Origin of the sequence: Massilia aquatica (genome assembly GCF_011682045.1) — a bacterium.
Taxonomy (GTDB): Bacteria; Pseudomonadota; Gammaproteobacteria; order Burkholderiales; family Burkholderiaceae_D; genus Telluria_A; species Telluria_A aquatica.
Genome location: NZ_VVIW01000016.1, coordinates 92,570 through 115,485, shown reverse-complemented (window position 1 = coordinate 115,485; position 22,916 = coordinate 92,570). Strand labels below are relative to the sequence as shown.

Here is a 22,916-nt window from a genome sequence, read left to right as displayed (position 1 = left end):
TTGTATAGATAATACAGAGGCTCATCATGGACAGCGAAATTCTCCTGGCCCAGCCGCGCGGTTTTTGCGCCGGCGTCGACCGCGCAATCGAAATCGTCGAGCGCGCCCTGCAACAATTCGGCGCGCCGATCTATGTGCGCCACGAAATCGTGCACAACGCCTACGTGGTGGAAGACTTGCGCAACAAGGGCGCGATCTTCATCGAGGAACTCGACGATGTCCCGGCCGGCAACACCCTGGTGTTTTCCGCCCACGGCGTCTCGAAAGCGGTGCGCGCCGAAGCCGAAGCGCGCGGGCTGACCATTTTCGACGCCACCTGTCCGCTGGTGACCAAGGTGCACGTCGAGGTTGCCAAGATGCGGCGCCAGGGCTGCGAGATCGTCATGATCGGCCACGACGGCCATCCGGAAGTCGAAGGCACCATGGGCCAGACCGAGGAGGGCATGCATCTGGTCGAAACCGTGGCCGACGTAGCCACCTTGCAGGTCAAAACCCCCGACCAGCTGGCTTACGTGTCGCAAACCACCTTGTCGGTGGATGACACGGCCGACATCATCGCCGCGCTCAAGGAAAAGTTCCCGAACATCATCGAGCCGAAGAAGGGCGATATCTGCTACGCCACCACCAACCGCCAGGAAGCGGTCAAGTTCATGGCGCCCCAGGTGGAAGTGGTGATCGTCGTCGGCAGCCCCAACAGTTCGAACTCGAACCGCCTGCGCGAAGTGGCGGAAAAGAAAGGCACGCCGGCCTACATGGTCGACAACGCCTCGCAGATCGATCCGCAATGGCTGGTCGGCAAGCTGCGCATCGGCGTCACGGCCGGAGCCTCGGCGCCGGAAGTGCTGGTCCAGGCCGTGATCGACCGCCTCAAGGAACTCGGTGCACGCAGCGTGCGCGCGCTCGACGGCGTGGAAGAGCACGTAACCTTCCCCCTGCCCAAGGGACTCGACGGGATCAAGGCCGGGGTTGCATAACCCAAAAGATGGATGTTTGTCAAAATTAAATTCGGAACACGTGTGATTTTCCGATATTAGTTTTTTCCAAACCTCGTTATGATGTTGACGCTCGGATGTTTTGTCATCAGGACGTCATGTTCGTTCTGATGACGCACGGTTGCAGCAAAGACATGAAAAACCGCCGGTCCCGTGGCCAGGGACGGCGGCGAGTGTACTAGCAGCGTCAGGCCAGGAGCGGCACTACGGGGATTTCTCCGGGTGCCGTTTTTGTTAGATCGAATTGAAACGGGGTCATCATGGATACCTTCATCCAACAAATTATCAACGGCCTTGTGCTTGGCAGCATGTATGCCCTGGTCGCGCTGGGTTACACCATGGTGTACGGGGTGCTCAACCTGATTAACTTCGCCCACGGCGACGTGCTGATGATCGGCGCCATGGTGGGCCTGTCCATCCTCAAGGGGCTCGAGATCGTCGCGCCCGGCCTGCCCGGGTATGTCAACCTGGCGATTGCCATCATTGGCGCCATTCCGGTGTGCATGATCGTCAATGTCCTCATCGAACGGGTCGCCTACCGGCGCCTGCGCAATGCTCCCCGTCTTGCTCCCCTGATCACCGCGATCGGCATTTCGACCCTGCTCACCACGTTCTCGATGATGATCTGGGGCCGCAGCCCGTTGTCCTTCCCGCAACTGCTCTCAAGCGAGCCGATCCATATCGGCGGCGCCGTGATTTCCCAGACCCAGGTGCTGCTGCTGGCGCTGGCGGGCATGTCGATGGGCGCGCTGGTGCTGCTGGTCGAAAAAACCAAGATGGGTCGCGCCATGCGCGCCACCGCCGAAAATCCACGCGTGGCCGGCCTGATGGGGGTCGACTCCAACAAGGTCATCGTGGCCACGTTTGCCATCGGCGCGGCATTGGCCGCCGTGGCCGGGGTGATGTGGGGCGCCAACTATTCCTCGATTCAGTTCGCGATGGGTTTCCTGCCCGGCTTGAAAGCCTTCTCGGCCGCAGTGCTGGGCGGCATTGGCAATATTTACGGCGCCATGATCGGCGGCATTCTGCTCGGCCTGATCGAAGCGCTCGGCGCCGGCTACATCGGCGCGGCCACCGGCGGCTTTTTGGGCAGCCACTACCAGGATATTTTCGCCTTTGTCGTGCTGATCATCGTGCTCACGATCCGGCCATCGGGCATCATGGGCGAGCGCGTCGCCGACCGTGCCTGAGCACAGAAAAGGAACATCATGGCTCTGCTCTCATTCAACTTTGAAACCCACCCGCGCCAGGCCCGCATCAGCACGGTGGCGCTGCTGCTGACCCTGCTGATCTTCCCCTTCGTTGCCCAGCAGTTCGGCAACTCGTGGGTGCGCATCATCGACATGGCCCTGCTGTACATCATGCTGGCGCTGGGGCTGAACATCGTGGTCGGCTTCGCCGGCCTGCTCGACCTCGGTTACATCGCCTTCTTTGCCGTGGGCGCCTACATGACCGGCTTGCTCGCTTCGCCGCAGTTTGCCGCGTTGCTCGAATCGGTCGTCAACCAGTATCCGGTATTCGGCGAATGGCTGGTGGCGATCATGGGACCGGAAATCAGGGAGAGCGGGATCCACCTGTCGGTCTGGCTGATCGTGCCGCTGGCGGCGGCCACGGCCGGCTTCTTCGGCGCCTTGCTGGGCGCGCCGACGCTCAAGCTGCGCGGCGACTACCTGGCCATCGTGACCCTGGGTTTCGGCGAGATCATCCGCATTTTCATGAACAACCTGAACGAGCCGATCAACTTCACCAATGGTCCGCAGGGCATTAACCTGATCGATCCGATCCGCATTTTCGGGGTCTCGCTGGCCGGCGAACCGGGTTCGAAAGCGACCGTCTTCATCGGCAGCTACGGCATGCCGTCAGTGAATGCTTACTACTTCCTGTTCCTGTTCCTGTGCATCGCCATCGTGTTCATCACCTCGCGCCTGCAGCACTCGCGCCTGGGACGCGCCTGGGTGGCGATCCGTGAAGATGAAATCGCCGCCAAGGCCATGGGCATCAACACCCGCAACGTCAAGCTGCTCGCGTTCACCATGGGCGCTTCGTTCGGCGGCGTGGCCGGCGCCATGTTCGCCTCGTTCCAGGGCTTCGTGTCGCCGGAATCGTTTTCGCTGACCGAATCGATTGCCGTGCTGGCGATGGTGGTGCTGGGCGGTATCGGCCATATTCCGGGCGTGATCATGGGCGGCATCCTGCTCGCGGCTTTGCCCGAAGTGCTGCGCCACGTGGTCGAACCCTTGCAAATGACCCTGTTCGGCAAGGTCCTGATCGAAGCCGAAGTGCTGCGCCAACTGCTGTATGGCCTGGCCATGGTATTGATCATGCTCAACCGTCCGGCCGGCCTGTGGCCGTCGCCCAAGCACGAAGACCGGCCCGATGCTGCCGAAACCAACAAAAATGGCGAGTTGCCGGCCTGATGGCCGCGTGAGGAAATCCAGATGAGCGAACAAGTCATTCTCCAGATCGACGGCGTTAATAAACGCTTCGGTGGTTTGCAAGCGCTGACCAACGTCGGCATCAAGATCATGCGCGGCCAGATTTACGGCCTGATCGGCCCGAACGGCGCCGGCAAGACCACTTTTTTCAACGTGATCACCGGGCTGTACCAGCCCGATACCGGCACCTTCGAGCTGGCCGGCAAACCGTATTCGCCGTCGGCCCCGCACCTGGTGGCCAAGGCCGGGATTGCCCGCACTTTCCAGAACATCCGCCTGTTCGGCGAGATGACGGCGTTAGAGAACGTGATGGTCGGCTGCCATGTGCGCACCCATCAAGGCGTGTTCGGCGCAGTGTTCCGGCACAAGGCGGCGCGCCTGGAAGAAGCGGCGATCCGCGCGCGCGCGCAGGAATTGCTCGATTTTGTCGGCATCGGCGCGTTTGCCAAGCGCACCGCCAAATTCCTGTCCTACGGCGACCAGCGCCGCTTGGAAATTGCGCGCGCCCTGGCGACCGACCCGCAACTGCTGGCGCTCGATGAGCCGGCGGCCGGCATGAACGCGACCGAAAAACTGGCGCTGCGCGAGCTGCTGATCAAGATCAAGAACGAAGGCAAGACCGTGCTGCTGATCGAGCACGACGTCAAATTGATGATGGGGCTGTGCGACCGCATCACCGTGCTCGAATACGGCAAACCCATCGCGGAAGGCTTACCGGCCGACATACAGAAAAATCCGGCAGTGATCGAAGCCTACCTGGGAGGTGCTCACGCATGAGCGACAACATTCTGAAAATCCAGGGCTTGAAGGTGGCCTACGGCGGCATCAAGGCCGTCAAGGGCATCGACCTGGAAGTGAACAAGGGCGAACTGGTGACCCTGATCGGCGCCAATGGCGCCGGCAAGACCACCACCCTGAAAGCCATCACCGGCACACTGCCCGATTGCAAGGTTGAAGGTACGATCAGCTACAAGGGCGCTTCGCTCAAGGGCAGTAAGTCGTTCGAGCTGGTGCAGCAGAAACTGGCCATGGTGCCGGAAGGGCGCGGGGTGTTTACGCGCATGTCGATCCAGGAAAACCTGCTGATGGGCGCCTACACGCGCAACGACAAGGCCGGCATCGAGGCCGATGTGGACAAGTGGTTCACGGTGTTTCCGCGCCTGAAAGAACGCGCGGCGCAGATGGCCGGCACCTTGTCGGGCGGGGAACAGCAGATGCTGGCCATGGCGCGCGCGCTGATGAGCCATCCGGAACTGCTGTTGCTGGACGAGCCGTCGATGGGCCTGGCGCCGATCATGGTGGAAAAGATTTTCGAGGTGATCCGCGACGTGCATAAGCAGGGCATTACGATCCTGCTGGTGGAGCAGAACGCGAAACTGGCGCTGGAAGCGGCCAACCGCGGCTATGTGATGGATTCGGGCGCGATCATCATGGGCGGCAATGCGCAGGACATGCTGCATGATCCGCGCGTGAAGGCGGCCTACCTGGGCGAGGAATAAGGCAGGAGGTTGCGGGCGCGTTATGTCGTTCGCTGGCCTGTCGCGTTATTTCAGCCACCGCCCTCGTCGTGGACCTGTCGCGTCATTCCAGCCACCGCCCCCCGTCGTCCCCGCGAAGGCGGGGACCCATAGCACGCGTGCGAGTGGATACCGTCGAGATTGACCTCTGAGCGACGGTGCTATGGATCCCCGCCTTCGCGGGGAAGACGGTAGTGGTGCGGGAGACGGTAGGGTACGGGAAACGGTAGTGGTGCGGAAGACGGCGCTGGTGCGGGAGGTCATGCCTGGCATGGAGTCTGCCCTGACGATTGCACCGCCCATAAAAAAACCCCGCAGCGCGGGGTTTTTTACTTCGTACAACAGCGGCAAATTAACGCTTGGCAGTGGTACGTGCAGCAACGTTCTGTGCAGCCTGGGTGAACTGCGATACCGCTGCGTTCACATTGGTTTCCATGGCTTCTTTGGCTTGCTTGGCGGTCTTGCTCATCTGCTCGTAACCGGCGTTGGCGTTACCGATCGATGCCTTGATCGCGGCAACCACGTTTTCCGAACCGGCCGGTGCATTCTTGCTCACTTCGTCAACCAGCGAGATGACCTTGCGGTTGGTTTCGGCGATCTGGAACTCGGCGGCTTTCGAAAATTCAGCCTGGGTGCCGGTAGCGATGGCAGCCAGTTGACGGCTGTACGACATCGCTTTTTCAGCGGTCGGCTGAGCCTGGGCAGCGGTCAGCGAGAAAAATTCTTGTGGATCCTTGCACGACAGCAGCTGCTTGGTAGCGATCGAGGACTCTTCCAGCGTTGCCTTGGCAGCGGTGATGTTCAACTCGACCAGCTTTTCAATGCTTTCGAAGGCCTTGGTCGTCAGCGACGAGTACAGCGCAAACTGCGATTCAAAGTTGGCTTTGGTGGCGTTTGAAAACTGCTCAGGGATTGCAAACATATATATTCTCCAAATATTGATTAATAGTATTGTTGATAAATGCTGCGTTGAACCGGTGAGGCAGAAAAATCTGTCAAGCCAAGGCTGAACAATAGGATTGTGCAGCGCAACAAAGTCTATTTTAATGATTTCCTGACCAGAGTCAAGCGAATCTTGTGCAGTGCACAAACGACTCGCGGCCAATTCAAATTGATGTGCTTGACAATATTGCGCAAGGCGATTCCATAGCGAAAACTGCCTCGCCTGTCATAGACAGAACCGGGCTTGGTAACATGGCAACGCGGCCCATGCTAGACTCGCTGTTCGCGCTGTCCCACCTGTTGATGCGGCGTATTGACGTTTCGGCGTCGAGCGCGACCCTTGATATATGTCAAACGAAACGTCTAAAAATGTTGCGCCGCGCCACAGTGCGTCCTGGCTGTCGCCGATGCCGGTGTTTTTCGTGCTGTTGTGGAGTACCGGTTTCATCGTGGCCAAGTTCGGCCTGCCGTATGCGCCGCCGCTGACCTTCCTGCTGCTGCGCTGCGCGGCGGTGCTGGCGGTGCTGCTGCCCATCGTGCTGATCTGGAAGGCGCCCTGGCCGACCGGCAGCATCGGCCATATCGCCGTGGCCGGTTTGCTGTTGCAGGCGGGCTACCTGGGCGGCGTCTGGTGCGCCATCAAGCTGGGCATGCCGGCCGGGGTCACCGCCCTGATCGTCGGCATGCAACCGATCCTCACCGCCGCCTGCGCGCCCCTGATCGGCGAAACCGTGCGTCCGCGCCAGTGGCTGGGCCTGCTGTTCGGCCTGACCGGCGTGGCGCTGGTGGTGTATGCCAAGATCACCCTGGTCGGCCTGTCGCCGCTGGCGATTGGCTTCAGCGTGCTGGCGCTGCTATCGATTACCGCTGGTACGATGTACCAAAAGCACTTTTGCCCGCGTTTCGACTTGCGCACCGGCACCGTGATCCAGTTCGCCTCCACCGTGGCGGTGCTGTTGCCGGTCGCGCTGCTGTTCGAAGGGCTCGACTGGTCGCTCAGCAGCATTACCTGGACGCCGCGTTTCATCGGCGCGTGGATGTGGTCGGTGTTTGCGCTGTCGATCGGCGCCATCTTCCTGCTGTTCCAGCTGATCCGCCGCAGCGATGCGACCCAGGTCACCAGCTTGCTGTATCTCACGCCGCCGACCACGGCGGTCATGGCCTGGCTGATGTTCGGCGAAGCCTTCAGCTGGCTGGGCGTGGCCGGGATGCTGGTGGCGGTCATCGGTGTGGTGTGTGTCGTCAAAAAATAGGAGAAACAATGTTGGCTAGTAAAGAACAAGCAATCGTGGACGCCGCCATCGGCTCGCGCCGTTCGATCCGTGCCTTCCTGCCGACCCCGGTCGCGCGCGAAGATATCGAGCAGATCCTGGCAGTGAGCGCGCGCGCCCCGTCCGGCACCAATATCCAGCCATGGAAGGTCACCGTGCTGACCGGCCAGGCCAAGGAGAGCCTGTCGCAAGCCATCCTCGCGGTCCACAACGACCCCGAGCAGGCCAGGCTGCACACGGAAGAGTATCCCTATTACCCGCGCGAATGGACCTCGCCCTACATCGAGCGGCGCCGCAAGGTGGGCCTGGACTTGTATTCGCTGCTGGGCCTGGAGCGCGACAACAAGGCCGGCATGCACGCCCAGTTCGGCCGCAACTACCGCTTTTTCGACGCGCCCGTGGGGCTCATTTTCACCATCGACCGGGTGCTGGAGCAGGGTTCGTGGCTCGATTACGGCATGTTTTTAGAGAACATCATGGTCGCGGCGCGCGGGCGCGGGCTCGACACCTGTCCGCAGGCGGCGTTTACCCCGTATCACAAGGTCATTGCCGCGCATCTTCAGCTGCCCCCCACTGAGATGCTGGTATGCGGCATGGCGCTCGGTTTCGCCAATCCCGGCAAGATCGAGAACACCCTGGTGACCGCGCGCGAACCTGTGGCAAGCTTTGTTCGCTTCATGGAATAAACGCGTACACTGTGACGGATGCAAGGGGCGTGCTGGCTAGCGACGTTGTAGCCCGGCACAAGACTTCCTCCGAATGTCAAATTCGTTTGCGATTGCTGAGTACTTTGCTAGACTTCAGCGATATCAGGTCAGCTCGCTTCAAAGGAATTCAGATGTATAAGTTTGTCTTGGGCGCTATCGCTTCCCTGCTGTTAGTCTTCACGCCGCCGGTCGAAGCCAAGGTCAAGGCCAAAACCAAGGCCGGGGTCAGTGCGGGCAAGGTCAAGGTCAAGAAGCCGGCCGCCGGCAAGGCGCGTTTCAAACGGCGCGAGATCGCGCCGCGCGTGGTGGCCGAAAGCCGCAATACCATGGTGCGCCGCACCGTCATGGTGCGCGGCAAGCGCAAGGCCGTGTATCAGCGCGTGATCGTTGCCGCCGCGCTGCCCGAACGGATCCGCCAGAGCGCCGGCGACCGTGCCGGCTTGAACCAGACGTCCGACCCGCTCGATCTCAAATCCAACGTCGCTTTCGTGCTCGACCAGAACAATGCCGAGGTATTGTTCGAGAAGAATGCGAATATCGCCTTGCCGATCGCCTCGATCACCAAGCTGATGACCGGCCTGATCGTGGTCGAAGCGCAGCAGGACATGGGCGAGGTGATCACGATCACCGACGATGATGTCGATCACGAAAAATTCACCAGTTCGCGCCTGCGCATCGGTTCCAGGATGACGCGCGCCAACTTGCTGCATATCGCGCTGATGAGTTCGGAGAACCGGGCGGCCTCTGCACTGGCGCGCAATTATCCGGGCGGCGTGGCCGGCTTTGTCGAGGCCATGAATGCCAAGGCGCGCCAGCTGGGCATGAACGATACGCGCTATGTCGATTCGAGCGGGCTGTCGAGCCGCAATGTGGCCAGCGCGCGCGACCTGGCCAAGCTGGCCATGTTCGCTTACAACCAGCCGCTGCTGCGCCAGTATTCGACCGATCCGAAATCGACGGTCGATGCCGGCGGCCGGCTGATGCATTACAACAATACCAACTACCTGGTCGCGATGCCGGATTGGGATATCGGTTTGCAAAAGACCGGTTTCATCAATGAAGCCGGGCGTTGCCTGGTGATGCAGACCGTGATCCAGGGCCGCGCCGTGATCATGGTGTTTCTCGATTCCAAGGGCAAGCAATCGCGCACCGCCGACGCGGGACGCATGCGGCGCTGGCTGGAAGCGTTACGGCAGCCGGGTTTGTCTTGATTTTCGCTGACGTTCGTTAATATCACTATCCTCAACACCGTCATTCCCGCGGGAATGACGGTCTTAAAGCAAGCGCTAAAAATACTAAACGGTCGGCCCGGTATACCCCAGGGTCGCCGAAATCTGGCTCGCGGTCGTCACCAGATCTTCCAGCCATTCCTCTTGCAAGCGATCGGCCGGCGCCGAAATCGACAAGCCCGCAATCAGCTTGCCCGAATCGTCATGGATGCCCGCCGCCATGCAGCGCACCCCCAGCTCCAGCTCTTCGTTATCGCGCGCATAGCCGCGCGTCCGGACCACGCTCAGCTCGCGTTCCAGCTTGCCCAGATCGGTAATCGAATTCTTGTTATGCCCGGCCAGCCCGGTGCGCGTGGCATAGGCCCGGATCGCCTTCGGTTCATCGACCGACAAGAACAGCTTCCCGGTCGAGGTCAGGTGCAGCGGACCGCGTCCGCCGATCGCGCGCACCACCTGCATGCCGGAGCGCTCCGAAAACGCGCGGTCGATGTAGACAATCTCATCGCCCTGGCGTACCGACAGGTTGATGGTCTGCTGGGTCTTCTTGTGCAGCGAGCGCATGAAGTCGAGCGCCGCTTCGCGCACCGACAGCCGGCTTTTCACCACATTGCCCAGCTCCAGCAAACGCATGCCGAGACGGTAGGTGCCCGGCTCGACCCGGTCCACGAAGCGCGTGATGACCATGTCGTTCAGGATCCGGTGCGCCGTCGAGGGATGCAGTCCGGATACCTTGGACAATTCCTTCAGGCTCACCGGATCGGTATAGTTGGCCAGCGCGTCGAGCAGGGCCACCATGCGCTCGATTACCTGGATCGAGGTTTTGGGTGCTTCAACGGTGTCGATTTTCATGATGTGGTTGGTGCAGTGCAGTATATGTCCTTTCTTTATACCACAATGTGAAAAGGATTGGCAATTTCCCTGCGCCGAGAGGCAAAGGTGGCGCGCTGGCGGCGGGGCGGGGCATAATGCGTTTTCCCTGTTATTTTGAAATGACTCCATGACCGAGCCTGTCAGTGAATTCAAGAGCAAAAGCGGCTTCAAACGCATCGTGGCGGCGACCGGCTATTCGATCGATGGCTTCAAATCGGCCTGGGCCAGCGAGCATGCCTTCCGCCAGGAACTGCTCATGGTCGTTATCGGCACCATCATCGCGCTGGTGCTGCCCATCTCTTCTTTCCAGAAACTGTTCCTGATCGCCGTGCTGGTACTGGTGCTGATCGTTGAGCTGATCAACTCGGCCATCGAAGCCGTGGTCGACCGGGTTTCGCTGGAGCGCCATCCGCTGTCGAAGAACGCCAAGGATTTCGGCAGTGCCGCCGTGATGCTGGCGGTTATGATTGCCGTGGCCTCGTGGGCGGTGGTGCTGTTCAACCGCTTTTATTAGCCAGTAAACTGAGCGATGCCGGCCCGCCTTATGCGTTGGCCGCATATCGAACCGCGAAACGATTCCTTCGTTTTTGTCCCATCGCGCCGTACTCTGGTGGTCCAGGAGGTGGCGCCATGATGGAACTCTTTCCCCATTTTCAAGTAATCGTGGTCAGCGGGCTGCATGACAGCGGGCCGGGCCATTGGCAGTCGCGCTGGCAGCGCCTGCATCCGGAATTCGTGCGCGTGCGCCAGGATGACTTCGGGCAGCCCGACCTGGCCGCCTGGGCTGCGCGCCTGGACCAGGTGCGGCGCGCCGATCCGCGTCCCGCGCTGCTGGTGGCGCACAGTTTCGGCTGCCTGACCGCCGTGCACAGCATCGCCCGCTCCAGCGAGGGCGTGGCGGGCGCGCTGCTGGTGGCGCCGGCCGATCCCGACAAGTTCGGCGTGGCCGACCGCCTGCCGGCGCTGTCGCTCGACTGCCCTAGCATATTGGTTAGTAGCGCCAACGATCCCTGGATGAGCGCGCCGCATGCGGCGCTGTGGGCGCGCCGCTGGGGAAGCGAGCTGGTCGAAGAGGGCAGGCTGGGCCACATCAACGCCGAATCGGGCCTGGGCGACTGGCCGTCCGGTTACAACTATTTGCAGCGTTTGGCCGAATTGGCGCACAATAGGGCGCTGGCCTTTTCGGCATGATTGACATCCGCGTATAAATTTCGAACCAGGTTCGAACAACTTTCGATGAACGATTGGAGATCACAATGAGTTTACGTCTGGGCGATACCGCTCCCGATTTCGAGCAGGATTCTTCGCTGGGAACGATCAAGTTTCACCAATGGGCGGGCGACTCGTGGGTGGTGCTGTTTTCGCATCCGGCCGACTTCACGCCCGTCTGCACCACCGAGCTGGGCCTGACCGCCAGGCTCAAGCCTGAATTCGACAAGCGCAACGTGAAAGCCATTGCCCTCTCGGTCGATCCGGCCGAGCTGCATAAAACCTGGATCAAGGATATTGAAGAGACGCAAAAGACCGTGGTCGGCTTTCCGATCATCGCCGATGCCGACAAGAAAGTCGCTGCCCTGTACGACATGATCCATCCGGAGCAGTCGGCCACGGCGACGGTGCGCTCGCTGTTCGTGATCGATCCGAAGAAAAAGATCCGCCTGACGATCACTTATCCGATGAGCACCGGGCGCAACTTCGACGAGGTGCTGCGCGTCATCGACGCCCTGCAACTGAGCGATGCCTACACCGTGGCCACGCCCGGCAACTGGCGCGATGGCGACGACGTCATCATCCCGCTGAGCGTGCAGGATCCGGAACTGATCAAGCAAAAGTATCCCAAGGGCTTTACCGCCGAGCGCGCCTATCTGCGCCTGACGCCGCAGCCGAACAAGTAAGCCGGCCTGTGCGGGAAGCCGGTTGCGCCAGTGGCGATCGGCATCCCGGCATGACCATTTTCGCCACGCCATCCTGGAACGCATAAGCAAATAAGCTTTCCGTTGTTTGAATCACGGCTCAGTCCCTATACCCTGAAGGTATTCTAGGGACTCATTCATGCAACTTACGTATATTGTTTCAGGTTTCGCCGTCGGCCTGCTGGTCGGCATGACCGGCGTCGGCGGCGGGTCCCTCATGACGCCGCTGCTCACGCTGCTGTTCGGCGTGCCGCCCTCGGTGGCCGTCGGCACCGACCTCGCGTTCGCCTCCATCACCAAATCTGCCGGTACCTTTACCCACCGCCTGCGCGGCACCGTGCGCTGGGATATCGTGCGCCATCTGTGCTTTGGCGCCTTGCCGGCCGCCGTGGCCGCCACCCTGGCGCTCAAGCAATTCGGCGCGCTCGACAAGGAAATCGGCCAGCTCATCCGTTACTCGATCGCCGGCTCGGTCATGCTGACCGTGATTGCGCTGCTGTTCAGAGGCAAGATGATGGCGTGGATCAACGCCAAGCCCGAGCGCCAGCTGCAGGGCCGGCCGCTGATGATCGCCACCATTGTTTCCGGTGCGGTGCTGGGGGTGCTGGTCACGGTGTCCTCGATCGGCGCCGGCGCCATCGGCGCAACCTTGCTGGTCATGCTGTATCCGCGCATGACCCCGGCCGAAGTGGCCGGCACCGACATTGCCTACGCCGTCCCGCTGACCGCGATCGCTGCCTTCGGCCACTGGTGGCTCGGGTCGATCGACTGGACCCTGCTCGCCATGTTGCTGATCGGTTCGCTCCCTGGCATTACCCTCGGCTCCTGGGTGGCCAAATCGGTGCCGGAAGGCTTCCTGCGCGGCTTGCTGGCGACGACCCTTACCCTGGTGGCGGTCAAGCTGGTGTTTTGATAGCTGCCGGGCCAGCTTGTTTTAGCTCCGCTTACGGCGGGCACGGCCAGGCCAGCGCCACCTGCGCGCGCAGGGCCGGGTCGGCGGCGACGATCGGCGCCAGCCAGCGCAGCACGGTCGCCGCTTCATGGCGCAGTTCGGTCCACAGCGCGAATTCGCAGTTGAGCGCGGCATTCACGTACACCCGCACCAGCAGCGCGCGCTCGACCGGCGTCGCCCCGGCCGCCGCGCCCAGGCGCACGTAGGCCGCCACCAGCGCCCGCATGTCGCCGTCGCGCGGCAGCATCGGCGCCGGATCGCAGTCCTGCGACCAGACCTGGAAGATGGCGCGCAGCCCCGGCGGCACGCTGACGCTGAGCACGGCGTCTTCGTCTTCTTCTTGCGCTGCCCGGCAACTGTCCGGCGCGCCGCCACTACCTTGCAAAGCTTGATGCTTGTCCATGGTTCCTCCTGATCGCTGCATGTCAGACAGCGCCGGGACGAGCCAGGTTCAGCCGTTCAAGCCGACCTTTGCGCCCGCTCAAGCCCACCGCATGGGCGCCGTCGGCGCAATCCTAATAGCTGATTGATCTATGCAAATAAGAAATGCTTCGTTTGCGTTATGAGGTTCTAGTGCGATTATTGCCGCCTATTAGACGAATTTGTAATAAGAGGCCCCATGTCCCCTTCATCTCCGAGCGACCAGCCGCCCCGGATCTTTCCCGGCTCCGCCTGGCTTTACCGCTGGTTCTATGTCAAGAGCCCGCGCCGGGTCTTGCCCGGCTTCGGCCTGACGCTCGGCTTCACCGTCTTCTACCTGTGCCTGATCGTCCTGATTCCGCTCTCGTCGGTGTTCCTCAAGACCTTCAGCATGACCTGGCCGGCGTTCTGGGAAGTGGTGGCATCGGAACAGGCAATCGCCTCCTACCGCCTCAGTTTCGGCGCCTCCTTCATTGCGGCGCTGATTAACACCTTCTTCGGCGGGATCGTCGCGTGGGTACTGGTGCGCTATGAATTCCCGGCCAAGCGCTTCATGGATGCGCTGGTCGACCTGCCGTTCGCGCTGCCCACCGCGGTGGCCGGCATCACGCTCACCGCGCTGTACTCGTCCAACGGCTGGATCGGAAAATACTTCACTGAGCTTGGCATCAAGGTTTCGTACACGCCGCTCGGCGTGGTGGTGGCACTGACCTTCATCGGCCTGCCCTTCGTGGTGCGCACCGTGCAGCCGGTGCTGGAAGACCTGGAAAAGGAACTCGAAGAAGCCGCCGCCAGCCTGGGCGCCAACGCCTGGCAGACGTTTACCCGCGTGGTGTTCCCGGCCGTGATGCCGGCCCTGGTGACCGGCTTTGCGCTCTCGTTCGCGCGCGCCACCGGCGAATTCGGCTCGGTTATTTTCATCGCCGGCAACCAGCCGATGATCTCCGAAATCACACCGCTGCTCATCTACATCAAGCTCGAAGCGTACAACTACGCCGGCGCCACCGCGATTGCCGTGGTCATGCTGGTGGCCTCGTTCGCGCTGCTGTTGGCGATTAATCTGCTACAGGCGTGGACCCGCGCCAGGACCGGTAAAAAATGAGCACCTTGACCAGCCAGGCCACCGCGCCAGAAGAGCGCCGCCCGCGCCGTTCGTTCCTCGAGCGTTTTTTGCGCCGCTCGCACCCGCTCGAACCGGTCTGGGTCAGCGCGCTGTTGAAACTCATCGCCCTGATTTTCCTGACCCTGTTCCTGTTCATTCCACTGGCCGCCGTGTTTGCGGAAGCGTTCAAGAAGGGCATCGACACCTATATCGCGGCGATCATTGATCCGGACGCCGTCTCGGCCATCAAGCTGACCGTCATCGCCGCCGCGATCTCGGTGCCGTTCAACCTGGTGTTCGGCGTGTGCGCCGCATGGTGCATCGCCAAGTTCGAATTCCGTGGCAAGTCGATCCTGCTCACCCTGATCGACCTGCCGTTCTCGGTCTCGCCGGTGATCGCCGGTTTGATCTATGTGCTCATGTTCGGCGCCCAGGGCTGGTTCGGCGAATGGCTGGCCAAAAACGATATCAAGATCCTGTTCGCGGTGCCGGGCATCGTGCTGGCCACGGTGTTCATCACCTTCCCGTTCGTGGCGCGCGAACTGATTCCGCTGATGCAGTCGCAGGGCAACGAGGAAGAAGAAGCCGCGCTGGTGCTGGGCGCCTCGGGCTGGGCCACGTTCTGGCGCGTGACCCTGCCGAACATCAAATGGGGCCTGCTGTACGGCGTGATCCTGTGTAACGCGCGCGCCATGGGCGAATTCGGCGCGGTGTCGGTGGTGTCGGGCCACATCCGCGGCGAAACCACCACCATGCCGCTGCACGTCGAAATCCTCTACAACGAATACAACTTCGCGGCCGCCTTTGCCGTCGCCTCGCTGCTGGCATTGCTGGCGCTGGTGACCCTGGCGATCAAAACCTTTGTCGAATGGCGGCTGCGCGAAACGCACGCGCTGCACGCCGCAGACCGCAACATGGAGCAGGGATCATGACGATCGAAGTCAAGAATATCAACAAGCGGTTCGGCGATTTCGTCGCCCTCGACAACGTCTCGCTGCAATTCCCGTCGGGCGAACTGACCGCGCTGCTCGGGCCTTCGGGCTGCGGCAAGACCACGCTGCTGCGCATCATCGCGGGGCTGGAGCATCCGGACCGGGGCAGCGTGCTGCTCGATGGCGAAGATGCGTCCGAGCGCCACGTGCGCGAGCGCCAGGTCGGCTTCGTGTTCCAGCACTACGCGCTGTTCAAGCACATGACGGTGTTCGAGAACGTGGCCTTCGGGCTGCGCGTCAAGCCGCGCCGCGAGCGTCCGAGCGAACAGCAGATCCGCCATAAGGTGCAGCAGCTGCTCGAACTGGTGCAGCTCGACTGGCTGGCCGACCGCCATCCGCCGCAGCTCTCGGGCGGGCAGCGCCAGCGCATTGCCCTGGCGCGCGCACTGGCGGTCGAACCGCGCGTGCTGCTGCTCGACGAGCCCTTCGGTGCGCTCGACGCCAAGGTGCGCAAGGAACTGCGGCGCTGGCTGCGCCGCCTGCACGACGACCTGCATGTGACCAGCATTTTCGTCACCCACGACCAGGAAGAAGCGCTGGAAGTGTCGGACCAGGTGGTCCTGATGAACAAGGGCCGGGTCGAGCAGCTCGGCTCTCCGGAGCAGGTGTATAACAATCCGGCCTCGCCTTTCGTGTACGGCTTTTTGGGCAATGTGAACCTGTTCCACGGGCGCGTGAACGACGGCGTCATGGCCAGCGGCGACGCCAGCTTCCTGGTACCGGAGCATGCCTCGGCCAGCAATGGGCAGGGCACCGCCTATGTGCGGCCGCACGACCTCGATATCGACCGCTATACGCCGGGCGCGGACGGCATCGTCGTCAAGCTGCGCCGCGCGCATGCGATCGGCCCGCTGGCGCAGCTCGATCTGGAGCGCGCCGACAATGCCGAATTGATCGAAGCGGTCATTCCCAACGAGCGCTATCGCCAGCTCGGCTTGAAGGAAGGCGAAACGCTGGTGGTGCGTCCGCGCCGGATGCAGGTGTTTGTCGACCAGGGAGCGGCGATATGAATTTCCAACAACTGCGGTCCATCCGCGAAGCGGCCCGGCGCGGCTACAACCTGACCGAAGTGGCCAATGCCCTGTTCACGTCGCAGCCGGGCGTGAGCCGCCAGATCCGCGAGCTCGAAGACGAACTTGGGGTGGTGATCTTCGAGCGTAACGGCAAGCGGCTGACCGGCCTGACCGATCCGGGCAAGGGCATTTTGAAGATCATCGACCGCCTGCTGGTGGAAGCCGAAAACCTGCAGCAGGCCAGCATGGAATACGCGGGCAAGAACAGCGGCACCCTGACCATTGCGGCGACCCACACCCAGGCGCGCTACGCGCTGCCGAAAGTGGTGCAGTCGTTCCGCAACGATTTTCCGGAAGTGCGCATCGCGCTCCAGCAGAGCGCTCCCGATCACATCGCCGAATGGGTCTTGTCGGGCAAGGCCGATATCGGCATCGCCACCGAGGGCCTGTCGCAGTTCCCCGACCTGGTGTCGTTCCCCTGCTACCGCTGGAGCCACCTGATCGTGGTGCCCGACGGGCATGCGCTGCTCAATTGCTCGCCGATCCGGCTGGAAGACCTGGCCGACTATCCGCTCATTACCTACGACGTCGGCTTCACCGGGCGCGGGCATATCGACGCGGCCTTCGCCAAGGCCGGGGTACGCCCCGACATCGTGCTCACCGCGATGGATTCGGACGTCATCAAGCAGTATGTGAGCCTGGGGATGGGCGTGGGGATCGTGGCCTCGATGGCCTTCGATCATGGCCGCGACAAGGGGCTGCGCGCGGTCGAAGCGTCGCACCTGTTCGCGCCCAACGTGACGCGCCTGGCGGTGCGGCGCGGCGCGTACCTGCGCGCGTATGCATATCACTTCATCGAGCAGTTCGCGCCCGATGTCTCGCGCGCCGACATCGAACGCGCGCTCGACGCCGACGCGCCGCGCGAAAGTTAGCCTGGGTCAGTGATTGCTTGCAAATGCGAATGATTCTCGTTTATACTTGATTTGAGCAAGCCATCCACCCACGCATAGCCCGCCGCCGCTGCCGCCAGCCACTGCACACCGTCAAGGAAGCATCGTGTCGAGCAAACATCCACAGAATCCAAGCGAGCCTTGCCAGCATGTGACGATCGCCGACAGCACCATCGGCCACGTCAGCATCTGCCCCGAATGCAGTGTGCTGCACCTGTCGCTGAACCATGTCTCGGTGCGCTTCACGCCGGAAGCGTTCCGCGCCTTGTCCGCCATGGTGGGCGACGCCCAGGCGCGCCTCGACCACGTGGCCCAGTCGAATGCCGCCGCCGCCGCCGCCGCCGTCATCGACGAAGCGCGCCACGGCCCCAAGCTGCACTAAGGAGAAGCGCATGTGCGACCACGATGCCAAAAAGCCGCTTGCGCGGTTCTTTCCTCCTGAAGGCGAAGCCGCTTCGCGCACTTCGTCGTCGCGCCGCCAGCGCCTGTGGGAGCTGCCGGCCAATACCCACTGCCCGGTGATCGGCGTGTGCCTGCCGCTGGGCGTGCTGCGTAAACTGGTGAACAAGGGCGTGCGCGGCCAGGCCCTGGCCGACGACTACGAAATCCACGTCGGCGCGGTGGCCGAATGCGCCAACCGCAACCGCATCTCAAACCTGCTGCAAGATGCGCTCGACCAGCGTTACGCGCTGGTGCTGCTGCGCTTTAAGGATGCGCGCAGCGGCGAGGCGGTCATGCAGCTGTGGCGCCAGGCGATCGCGCAGGGCGATGTGGCCGGCGCCTTCTGGGCCGCGCTGACACACCCGCGCAGCGACTTCCTGGTGCAGGACACGGTGCTGCGCGAGATGCACATGATCCAGCACCAGGCCGGGGCGACCACCCGCATCGACCATGCGCGCTACCTCGAACTGCAAGAAGAAAACGCGGCGCTGGCTACCGAACTGGCGCAGTCGCAGCAGCGCCACGTGCGCACCCTGGCCGACAAGGCGCGCGAGCTGGAACAGGTACAGGCGCAGTTGATGGCGGCGCGCGCCGAGCTGGTGGCGCGCGAGAGCAAGCTGGCGTTCCTGCAGGCAGATATGGCGGAGCTAAGCGCCTCGGTGCCGGAGCTGGAAGCGCGCACGCGGCTCAAGCAAAAGTTGGATGATGCCGGGCAGCGCTTGAATGCGCGCGACGTCCAGCTGGCGCAGCTGCGCCAGCAACTGGCGGCGTCCACGCGCCAGCTCGACGCCTTGCAGGCGGCGCGGCCGGTCGACGTGACGGTGTGCGAGGAAGACGCGGCCGAAGCCATCGCCGCCGCGCAGCTGGTCGACAAGACCTTGCTGTGCGTGGGCGGCCGGAGCGCCAGCGTGGCCAGCTACCGCTGCATGACCGAAGAAGCAGGCGCCCGCTTCGCGCACCACGACGGTGGCCAGGAGCACGGCGCCGATCTGCTCGACGCCAACCTGGCGGCGGCCGACCTGGTGATTTGCCAGACCGGCTGCATCAGCCACAATGCCTACTGGCGCGTCAAGGAGCACTGCAAGCGCACGGGAAAACAGTGCGTGTTCGTGGAAAATCCGAGCAGCACCAGTTTTTCGCGCGGGTTGCGCCAGATCGCGATTCTGGCCGCGTAGGCGTTTGCGCTCCCGCAGGCACAGCGCCTATTTGCGGTGCTTGGCCAGGAATTCCCAGATCACGGCATTGGCGTCGATATCGCGGCTGGTCCGGCCGAGCGGCAGGCCGACGTTGAAGGCGTCGGCGCCGGGCCAGGTATGGCCGCCATTCCTGACCGTGACCAGCGCCGCGCTCACGCCGTCGCGGCTTTGTTCGAGGTGCGTCACCTCGGTCTCGTCACGCTTGTCGCTATCGACCGTGCGCTCGCTCGCGGGTGCGCCATCGAGTCCGACATTTTTGAGCCAGTAGCGGTGCGACTCGCCGGCGGATAAATAATGCCCCGCCTTGCCCTCAAAAGCGACGATGGTGTCGGCCGTGCCGGCAATGTGCATGACCCCGATCCTGGCCGGTTTTGCATGCTGGTCGATGACCGTTTGCGGCGTCTGCGCGCCCACCACCGCCACCGCCGCAAAAAGATGGGGCAGTTCGGTCGCCACACGCAAGCTGAAAAAGCCGCCGCGCGACAGGCCGGTGGCGTACACGCGGCGCTGGTCGATGCGGTAATCGGCCTTCAGCCTGGCCAGCATCGCTTCGGTAAAACCGATATCGTCGCTGCTCTCCTTGCTGTCATGCGGCAGATTCACGTTCCAGTCCTGCTTGATCCCCTGCGGGTACACCACGATGAAGTTTTCGCGCTCGGCGCTCTGGTTCATGCGCGTGTAGAGCATCTGTTCGCGCATGGTCATGCCGCCGCCGTGGTAGTTGATCACGAGCGGGAATTGCTGTTGCGGGTTGGCGGCGTACGAGGCGGGCGTGTAGACGATGAATTTGCGCTTCACGTCCTGATGGACCAGCCGCTGTTCCTGCGCCGTGGCGGGAATCGAGGCGCAGAACAGGACGACGAGCGGGAACAGCGATTTCATGGGGCATCCTGGCGGAAGTGGAAAGACCCCAAGGTACGATACCGGATGTGAAAACCGTGTGAAGCCGCTGGCCGCCGCCAGCGGCTGGTTTATGCGCGTCGCTTATGCTCCCGGGTTGGTGATGCGCGCGTGGATTGCGTCGATCTCCGCCACCACTTCCGGCGCCAGGGTCACCGACACGGCATCGATGTTTTCCTTCAGCTGCGCCAGGGTGGTGGCGCCAATGATGGTCGAGGCCACGAACCAGCGCGAGTAGCACCACGCCAGCGCCATTTGGGTCGGCGTCATGCCGTTGGCGCGCGCCAGCTCAGCGTACTCCTTGACCGCCGCCAGCACCGGCGCGCGCAGATAGCGCGGGCTCCACGACGCCGGAAAAATCGTCAGCCGGCCACTCGCCTTGGGATCGTCCAGGTACTTCGCGCTCAACTGGCCGAACGCCAGCGGGCTGTAAGCCAGTAAACCCACCTCTTCGCGAAAGCAGGTTTCGTCCATCAGGCTGGTCTCGAAGGTGCGCGCGGTCAGGTTGTACAGGTTCTGCACGCTGGCGATGCGCGGCAAGCCTTTGATCTCGGCCTGCTTGACGAATTCGCTCACGCCCCACGCGCTCTCGTTCGACAGGCCGATATGACCGATCTTGCCGGCGTCGATCAGGTCCTTCAGACCGGCCAGGGTCTCCTCGACAGGAATCGCCGCGCGTTCCTTGGCCGGGTCGAACGCGGTGGCGCCAAAAACCGGCACATTGCGGCTCGGCCAGTGCAATTGGTACAAATCGATATGATCGGTCTGCAGGCGCCGCAGGCTCGTTTCCACCGCTGCGCGCAGGCTGGCGGCGTCCAGGTTCTGCTTTCCTTCGCGGACCCAGTGCAGGTTCGGATTCGGGCCGGCGGCCTTGGTCGCCAGCACGATCTCGCCGCGGCGGCCGGTCTTTTTGAGCCAGCTGCCGATAAAGCGCTCGGTGTCGCCCTGCGTCTGCGGACGCGGCATGACCGGATACATTTCGGCCGTGTCGACAAAATTGATGCCGCGTTCGAGCGCGTAATCAAGCTGGCTGTGCGCGTCGGCTTCGCTATTCTGCTCGCCGAAGGTCATGGTGCCGAGGCAGATCTTCGATACCTCGAGCGGCGTGCGTCCGAGCCTGGTCTTGATCATGGTGCGTTCCTTATGGTGCGTTCTTTACTGTCGAAGGGCCTGCGCGCAGTCGCGGATCAGGCCCGGTCCCTGGTAAATCAGGCCGGTGTACAACTGTACCAGCGAGGCGCCGAGATGGATTTTTTCTTTGGCGTCGGCGCCGCGCATGATGCCGCCCACGCCGATGATCGGCACCGCGTCGCCCAGTTCCTGACGCAGTGCGCGGATCACGATGTTCGACAGCTCGAACACCGGATCGCCCGAGACGCCGCCGGTTTCCTGGCCGTGCTTCATGCGCTCGACGTCGCGGTGACTGAGGGTGGTGTTGGTGGCGATGACGCCGTCGATCTTGTGGCGCAGCAGGGCGCCGGCGATATCCTTGATCTGGTCGCCGTCGACGTCGGGCGCGATCTTGAGCGCCAGCGGCACGTAGCGCTTGTGCTGGTCGGCCAGGCGCAGTTGCGCGTCTTTCAGGCGCGAGAGCAGCGCGTCGAGTTCCGATGCGCCCTGCAGCTGGCGCAGGTTGGCGGTGTTCGGCGAGGAGATATTGACCGTTACGTAGCTGGCGTACGGGTACACTTTTTCGAGGCAGTGCAGATAGTCGTCGACCGCGTTTTCGATCGGGGTGCTGGCGTTCTTGCCGATGTTCAGGCCAAGCACGCCCTGCTTGTCCTGGTAAAACTTCGAGGCCTGCACATTGGCGACGAAAGCATCGACGCCGCCATTGTTAAAGCCCATGCGGTTGATCACGGCGCGCTTGGCGGGGATGCGGAAAATACGCGGCTTGGGATTGCCCGGCTGCGGCCTGGGTGTGACGGTGCCCACTTCGATGAAGCCGAAACCGAGGGCGGACAAGCCGTCGATGTAGGCGCCGTCCTTGTCCAGCCCCGCGGCCAGGCCGACCGGATTGGGGAAGGTGATGCCCATGACGGTGCGCGGATCGGGCGCGGGTTTGCTCACCAGGCCGGTCAGGCCCAGCGCGGCCGCGCTACGCAGGAAGGGCAGGGTGACATTGTGCGCCGTCTCCGGCTTGAGGGTAAACAGCAGGGGACGACCTAAGGCATACAGCAGTTTCTGGGACATGGAGTGCTCGGGTTGGTGCGGGTCCGGCATTTTACCGTGAGCGGGGCCTGCCCGCTCACTATCGGCCAGCTCCCGGCTAGCGATCGAGCAGGCTCCAGATGCCGTTGACGCGCGCTTCCAGCGGCCGGAAGTTGATCTTGTAGGCCATCTTGGGACTTTGCTCGATCCAATATCCGAGGTACACGAAGGGCAGTTTCAGTTCGCTGGCCTGGGCGATCTGCCACAGCACGTTGTAGGTGCCGAAGGAGGCGCCAGGGACGTCGGGGTCGAAGAAGGTGTATACCGACGACAGGCCGTCCGACAGTACATCGATGATCGAGATCATGCGCAGCACGCCGTCGCCGTCGCGGAACTCCACCAGGCGCGTGTTGACGCGGCTTTGCAGCAGGAACTGGGCGTACTGGTCGCGGCTGTCCTGGTCCATGCCGCCGCCGACATGGCGCGTGGTCTGGTAGCGCAGGTAGAGCGCGTAGTGTTCGTCCGAAAAACTCAGGTTGGCGACGCTGGCCACCAGCGCCGCGTGACGAATCCAGGCGCGCCGCTGGCCGCGGCTGGGGGCGAATTCGTCGGCGCGCACGCGCACCGGAATGCAGGCGTTGCAGCCGTCGCAGTAAGGGCGGTAGGTGAAGATGCCGCTGCGCCGGAAGCCGTTTTTCACCAGTTCGGAGTAGACGTCGGCGTTGATCAGGTGCGAAGGGGTGGCCACTTGCGAGCGCGCCTGTCGTGCGTCGAGATAGCTGCACGGGTAAGGCGCTGTGGTGTAGAACTGCAGCGTCGAGAAAGGCAGGTCGTTTAAGTGCGTCATGCAGTCGCTTTCGATACGGCGTGGTTGCGAACGGGGTCCCTGGTTGCTTCCTTCGGTTCTATTGTAGCCAAACTTT

At 62.6% G+C, this 22,916-nt stretch carries 25 protein-coding genes; 18 read left to right on the top strand and 7 right to left on the bottom strand.

Annotation, left to right across the window (positions count from 1 at the left end; genetic code table 11):
- The first annotated feature begins 26 nt into the window (after positions 1–26).
- The 5 genes from ispH to F1609_RS23265 all read left to right on the top strand — a co-directional run bounded on the left by ispH (position 27) and on the right by F1609_RS23265 (position 4,926).
- A complete protein-coding gene (gene ispH, locus F1609_RS23285; protein WP_187363111.1) occupies positions 27–974 on the top strand; it encodes a 4-hydroxy-3-methylbut-2-enyl diphosphate reductase in 948 nt (315 codons plus the stop codon).
- Positions 975–1,252: 278 nt separating this feature from the next.
- Positions 1,253–2,182 (top strand): branched-chain amino acid ABC transporter permease, encoded by a 930-nt coding sequence (locus F1609_RS23280; RefSeq protein WP_167079042.1) that lies wholly within the window; start codon positions 1,253–1,255, stop codon positions 2,180–2,182.
- A gap of 18 nt (positions 2,183–2,200) precedes the next feature.
- A complete protein-coding gene (locus F1609_RS23275; RefSeq protein ID WP_166879820.1) occupies positions 2,201–3,409 on the top strand; it encodes an ABC transporter permease subunit in 1,209 nt (402 codons plus the stop codon).
- Between the two features lie 21 nt (positions 3,410–3,430).
- Positions 3,431–4,204 carry an ABC transporter ATP-binding protein gene (locus F1609_RS23270; RefSeq protein WP_167079041.1) on the top strand — a complete coding sequence of 258 codons (774 nt, stop codon included), beginning with the start codon at positions 3,431–3,433 and terminating at the stop codon, positions 4,202–4,204.
- Complete coding sequence (locus F1609_RS23265) at positions 4,201–4,926, top strand: ABC transporter ATP-binding protein (RefSeq protein ID WP_167079040.1); 726 nt, start codon at positions 4,201–4,203, stop codon at positions 4,924–4,926. Before F1609_RS23270 ends, F1609_RS23265 begins: the two co-directional genes overlap by 4 nt.
- A gap of 370 nt (positions 4,927–5,296) precedes the next feature.
- On the opposite strand, the gene phaP is transcribed toward F1609_RS23265, so the two are convergent.
- Positions 5,297–5,866: a TIGR01841 family phasin gene (gene phaP, locus F1609_RS23260; RefSeq protein ID WP_167079093.1), complete on the bottom strand. Its 570-nt coding sequence runs from the start codon at positions 5,864–5,866 to the stop codon at positions 5,297–5,299.
- Between the two features lie 427 nt (positions 5,867–6,293).
- On the opposite strand from phaP, the gene F1609_RS23255 reads away from it, so the two are divergent.
- The 3 genes from F1609_RS23255 to pbpG all read left to right on the top strand — a co-directional run bounded on the left by F1609_RS23255 (position 6,294) and on the right by pbpG (position 9,075).
- The gene (locus F1609_RS23255) at positions 6,294–7,139 is read left to right on the top strand and encodes a DMT family transporter (protein WP_229422013.1); all 846 of its coding nucleotides are present in this window, start codon (positions 6,294–6,296) and stop codon (positions 7,137–7,139) included.
- An 8-nt stretch (positions 7,140–7,147) separates the two neighbouring features.
- Positions 7,148–7,843, top strand: a complete 696-nt coding sequence (locus F1609_RS23250; protein ID WP_167079038.1) for a nitroreductase — start codon at positions 7,148–7,150, stop codon at positions 7,841–7,843.
- 152 nt (positions 7,844–7,995) lie between these two features.
- On the top strand, positions 7,996–9,075 hold the full coding sequence (pbpG, locus tag F1609_RS23245; protein ID WP_167079037.1) for a D-alanyl-D-alanine endopeptidase: 1,080 nt from the start codon (positions 7,996–7,998) through the stop codon (positions 9,073–9,075).
- An 84-nt stretch (positions 9,076–9,159) separates the two neighbouring features.
- Here the strand turns inward: pbpG and F1609_RS23240 are convergent, their stop codons facing one another.
- The gene (locus F1609_RS23240; RefSeq protein ID WP_167079036.1) at positions 9,160–9,942 is read right to left on the bottom strand and encodes an IclR family transcriptional regulator; all 783 of its coding nucleotides are present in this window, start codon (positions 9,940–9,942) and stop codon (positions 9,160–9,162) included.
- A 148-nt stretch (positions 9,943–10,090) separates the two neighbouring features.
- On the opposite strand from F1609_RS23240, the gene F1609_RS23235 reads away from it, so the two are divergent.
- The 4 genes from F1609_RS23235 (at position 10,091) to F1609_RS23220 (ending at position 12,789) form a co-directional block, all read left to right on the top strand.
- The gene (locus F1609_RS23235; RefSeq protein ID WP_167079035.1) at positions 10,091–10,477 is read left to right on the top strand and encodes a diacylglycerol kinase; all 387 of its coding nucleotides are present in this window, start codon (positions 10,091–10,093) and stop codon (positions 10,475–10,477) included.
- Positions 10,478–10,593: 116 nt separating this feature from the next.
- Complete coding sequence (locus F1609_RS23230) at positions 10,594–11,154, top strand: RBBP9/YdeN family alpha/beta hydrolase (protein WP_167079034.1); 561 nt, start codon at positions 10,594–10,596, stop codon at positions 11,152–11,154.
- 65 nt (positions 11,155–11,219) lie between these two features.
- The gene (locus tag F1609_RS23225) at positions 11,220–11,858 is read left to right on the top strand and encodes a peroxiredoxin (protein WP_167079033.1); all 639 of its coding nucleotides are present in this window, start codon (positions 11,220–11,222) and stop codon (positions 11,856–11,858) included.
- 157 nt (positions 11,859–12,015) lie between these two features.
- Entirely contained in the window at positions 12,016–12,789 is a 774-nt protein-coding gene (locus F1609_RS23220) for a sulfite exporter TauE/SafE family protein (RefSeq protein WP_167079032.1), read from the top strand.
- Between the two features lie 31 nt (positions 12,790–12,820).
- Here F1609_RS23220 and F1609_RS23215 read toward each other — a convergent pair whose 3' ends face one another.
- Positions 12,821–13,231 carry a hypothetical protein gene (locus F1609_RS23215; RefSeq protein ID WP_167079031.1) on the bottom strand — a complete coding sequence of 137 codons (411 nt, stop codon included), beginning with the start codon at positions 13,229–13,231 and terminating at the stop codon, positions 12,821–12,823.
- 216 nt (positions 13,232–13,447) lie between these two features.
- Here F1609_RS23215 and cysT point away from each other — a divergent pair, with 216 nt between their 5' ends.
- The 6 genes from cysT to F1609_RS23185 all read left to right on the top strand — a co-directional run bounded on the left by cysT (position 13,448) and on the right by F1609_RS23185 (position 18,921).
- A complete protein-coding gene (gene cysT / locus F1609_RS23210) occupies positions 13,448–14,350 on the top strand; it encodes a sulfate ABC transporter permease subunit CysT (RefSeq protein WP_167079030.1) in 903 nt (300 codons plus the stop codon).
- Entirely contained in the window at positions 14,347–15,282 is a 936-nt protein-coding gene (gene cysW, locus F1609_RS23205; protein WP_167079029.1) for a sulfate ABC transporter permease subunit CysW, read from the top strand. The genes cysT and cysW overlap by 4 nt, the downstream gene beginning before the upstream one ends.
- Positions 15,279–16,352: a sulfate/molybdate ABC transporter ATP-binding protein gene (locus tag F1609_RS23200; RefSeq protein WP_167079028.1), complete on the top strand. Its 1,074-nt coding sequence runs from the start codon at positions 15,279–15,281 to the stop codon at positions 16,350–16,352. Before cysW ends, F1609_RS23200 begins: the two co-directional genes overlap by 4 nt.
- Positions 16,349–17,287: a CysB family HTH-type transcriptional regulator gene (locus F1609_RS23195; RefSeq protein ID WP_167079027.1), complete on the top strand. Its 939-nt coding sequence runs from the start codon at positions 16,349–16,351 to the stop codon at positions 17,285–17,287. Before F1609_RS23200 ends, F1609_RS23195 begins: the two co-directional genes overlap by 4 nt.
- 124 nt (positions 17,288–17,411) lie before the next feature.
- A complete protein-coding gene (locus F1609_RS23190) occupies positions 17,412–17,687 on the top strand; it encodes a hypothetical protein (protein ID WP_187363110.1) in 276 nt (91 codons plus the stop codon).
- A gap of 10 nt (positions 17,688–17,697) precedes the next feature.
- Positions 17,698–18,921 (top strand): DUF2325 domain-containing protein, encoded by a 1,224-nt coding sequence (locus F1609_RS23185; RefSeq protein WP_167079026.1) that lies wholly within the window; start codon positions 17,698–17,700, stop codon positions 18,919–18,921.
- Between the two features lie 27 nt (positions 18,922–18,948).
- Here the strand turns inward: F1609_RS23185 and F1609_RS23180 are convergent, their stop codons facing one another.
- From F1609_RS23180 to F1609_RS23165, 4 genes are all read right to left on the bottom strand, one after another.
- Positions 18,949–19,824 (bottom strand): extracellular catalytic domain type 1 short-chain-length polyhydroxyalkanoate depolymerase, encoded by an 876-nt coding sequence (locus F1609_RS23180; protein ID WP_167079025.1) that lies wholly within the window; start codon positions 19,822–19,824, stop codon positions 18,949–18,951.
- 102 nt (positions 19,825–19,926) lie between these two features.
- A complete protein-coding gene (locus F1609_RS23175; RefSeq protein WP_167079024.1) occupies positions 19,927–20,973 on the bottom strand; it encodes an aldo/keto reductase in 1,047 nt (348 codons plus the stop codon).
- A 24-nt stretch (positions 20,974–20,997) separates the two neighbouring features.
- Positions 20,998–22,035, bottom strand: coding sequence for a quinone-dependent dihydroorotate dehydrogenase (locus F1609_RS23170; protein WP_167079023.1), 1,038 nt, complete (start codon positions 22,033–22,035; stop codon positions 20,998–21,000).
- A 76-nt stretch (positions 22,036–22,111) separates the two neighbouring features.
- Positions 22,112–22,840, bottom strand: a complete 729-nt coding sequence (locus F1609_RS23165; RefSeq protein ID WP_167079022.1) for an arginyltransferase — start codon at positions 22,838–22,840, stop codon at positions 22,112–22,114.
- Positions 22,841–22,916: the final 76 nt, after the last annotated feature.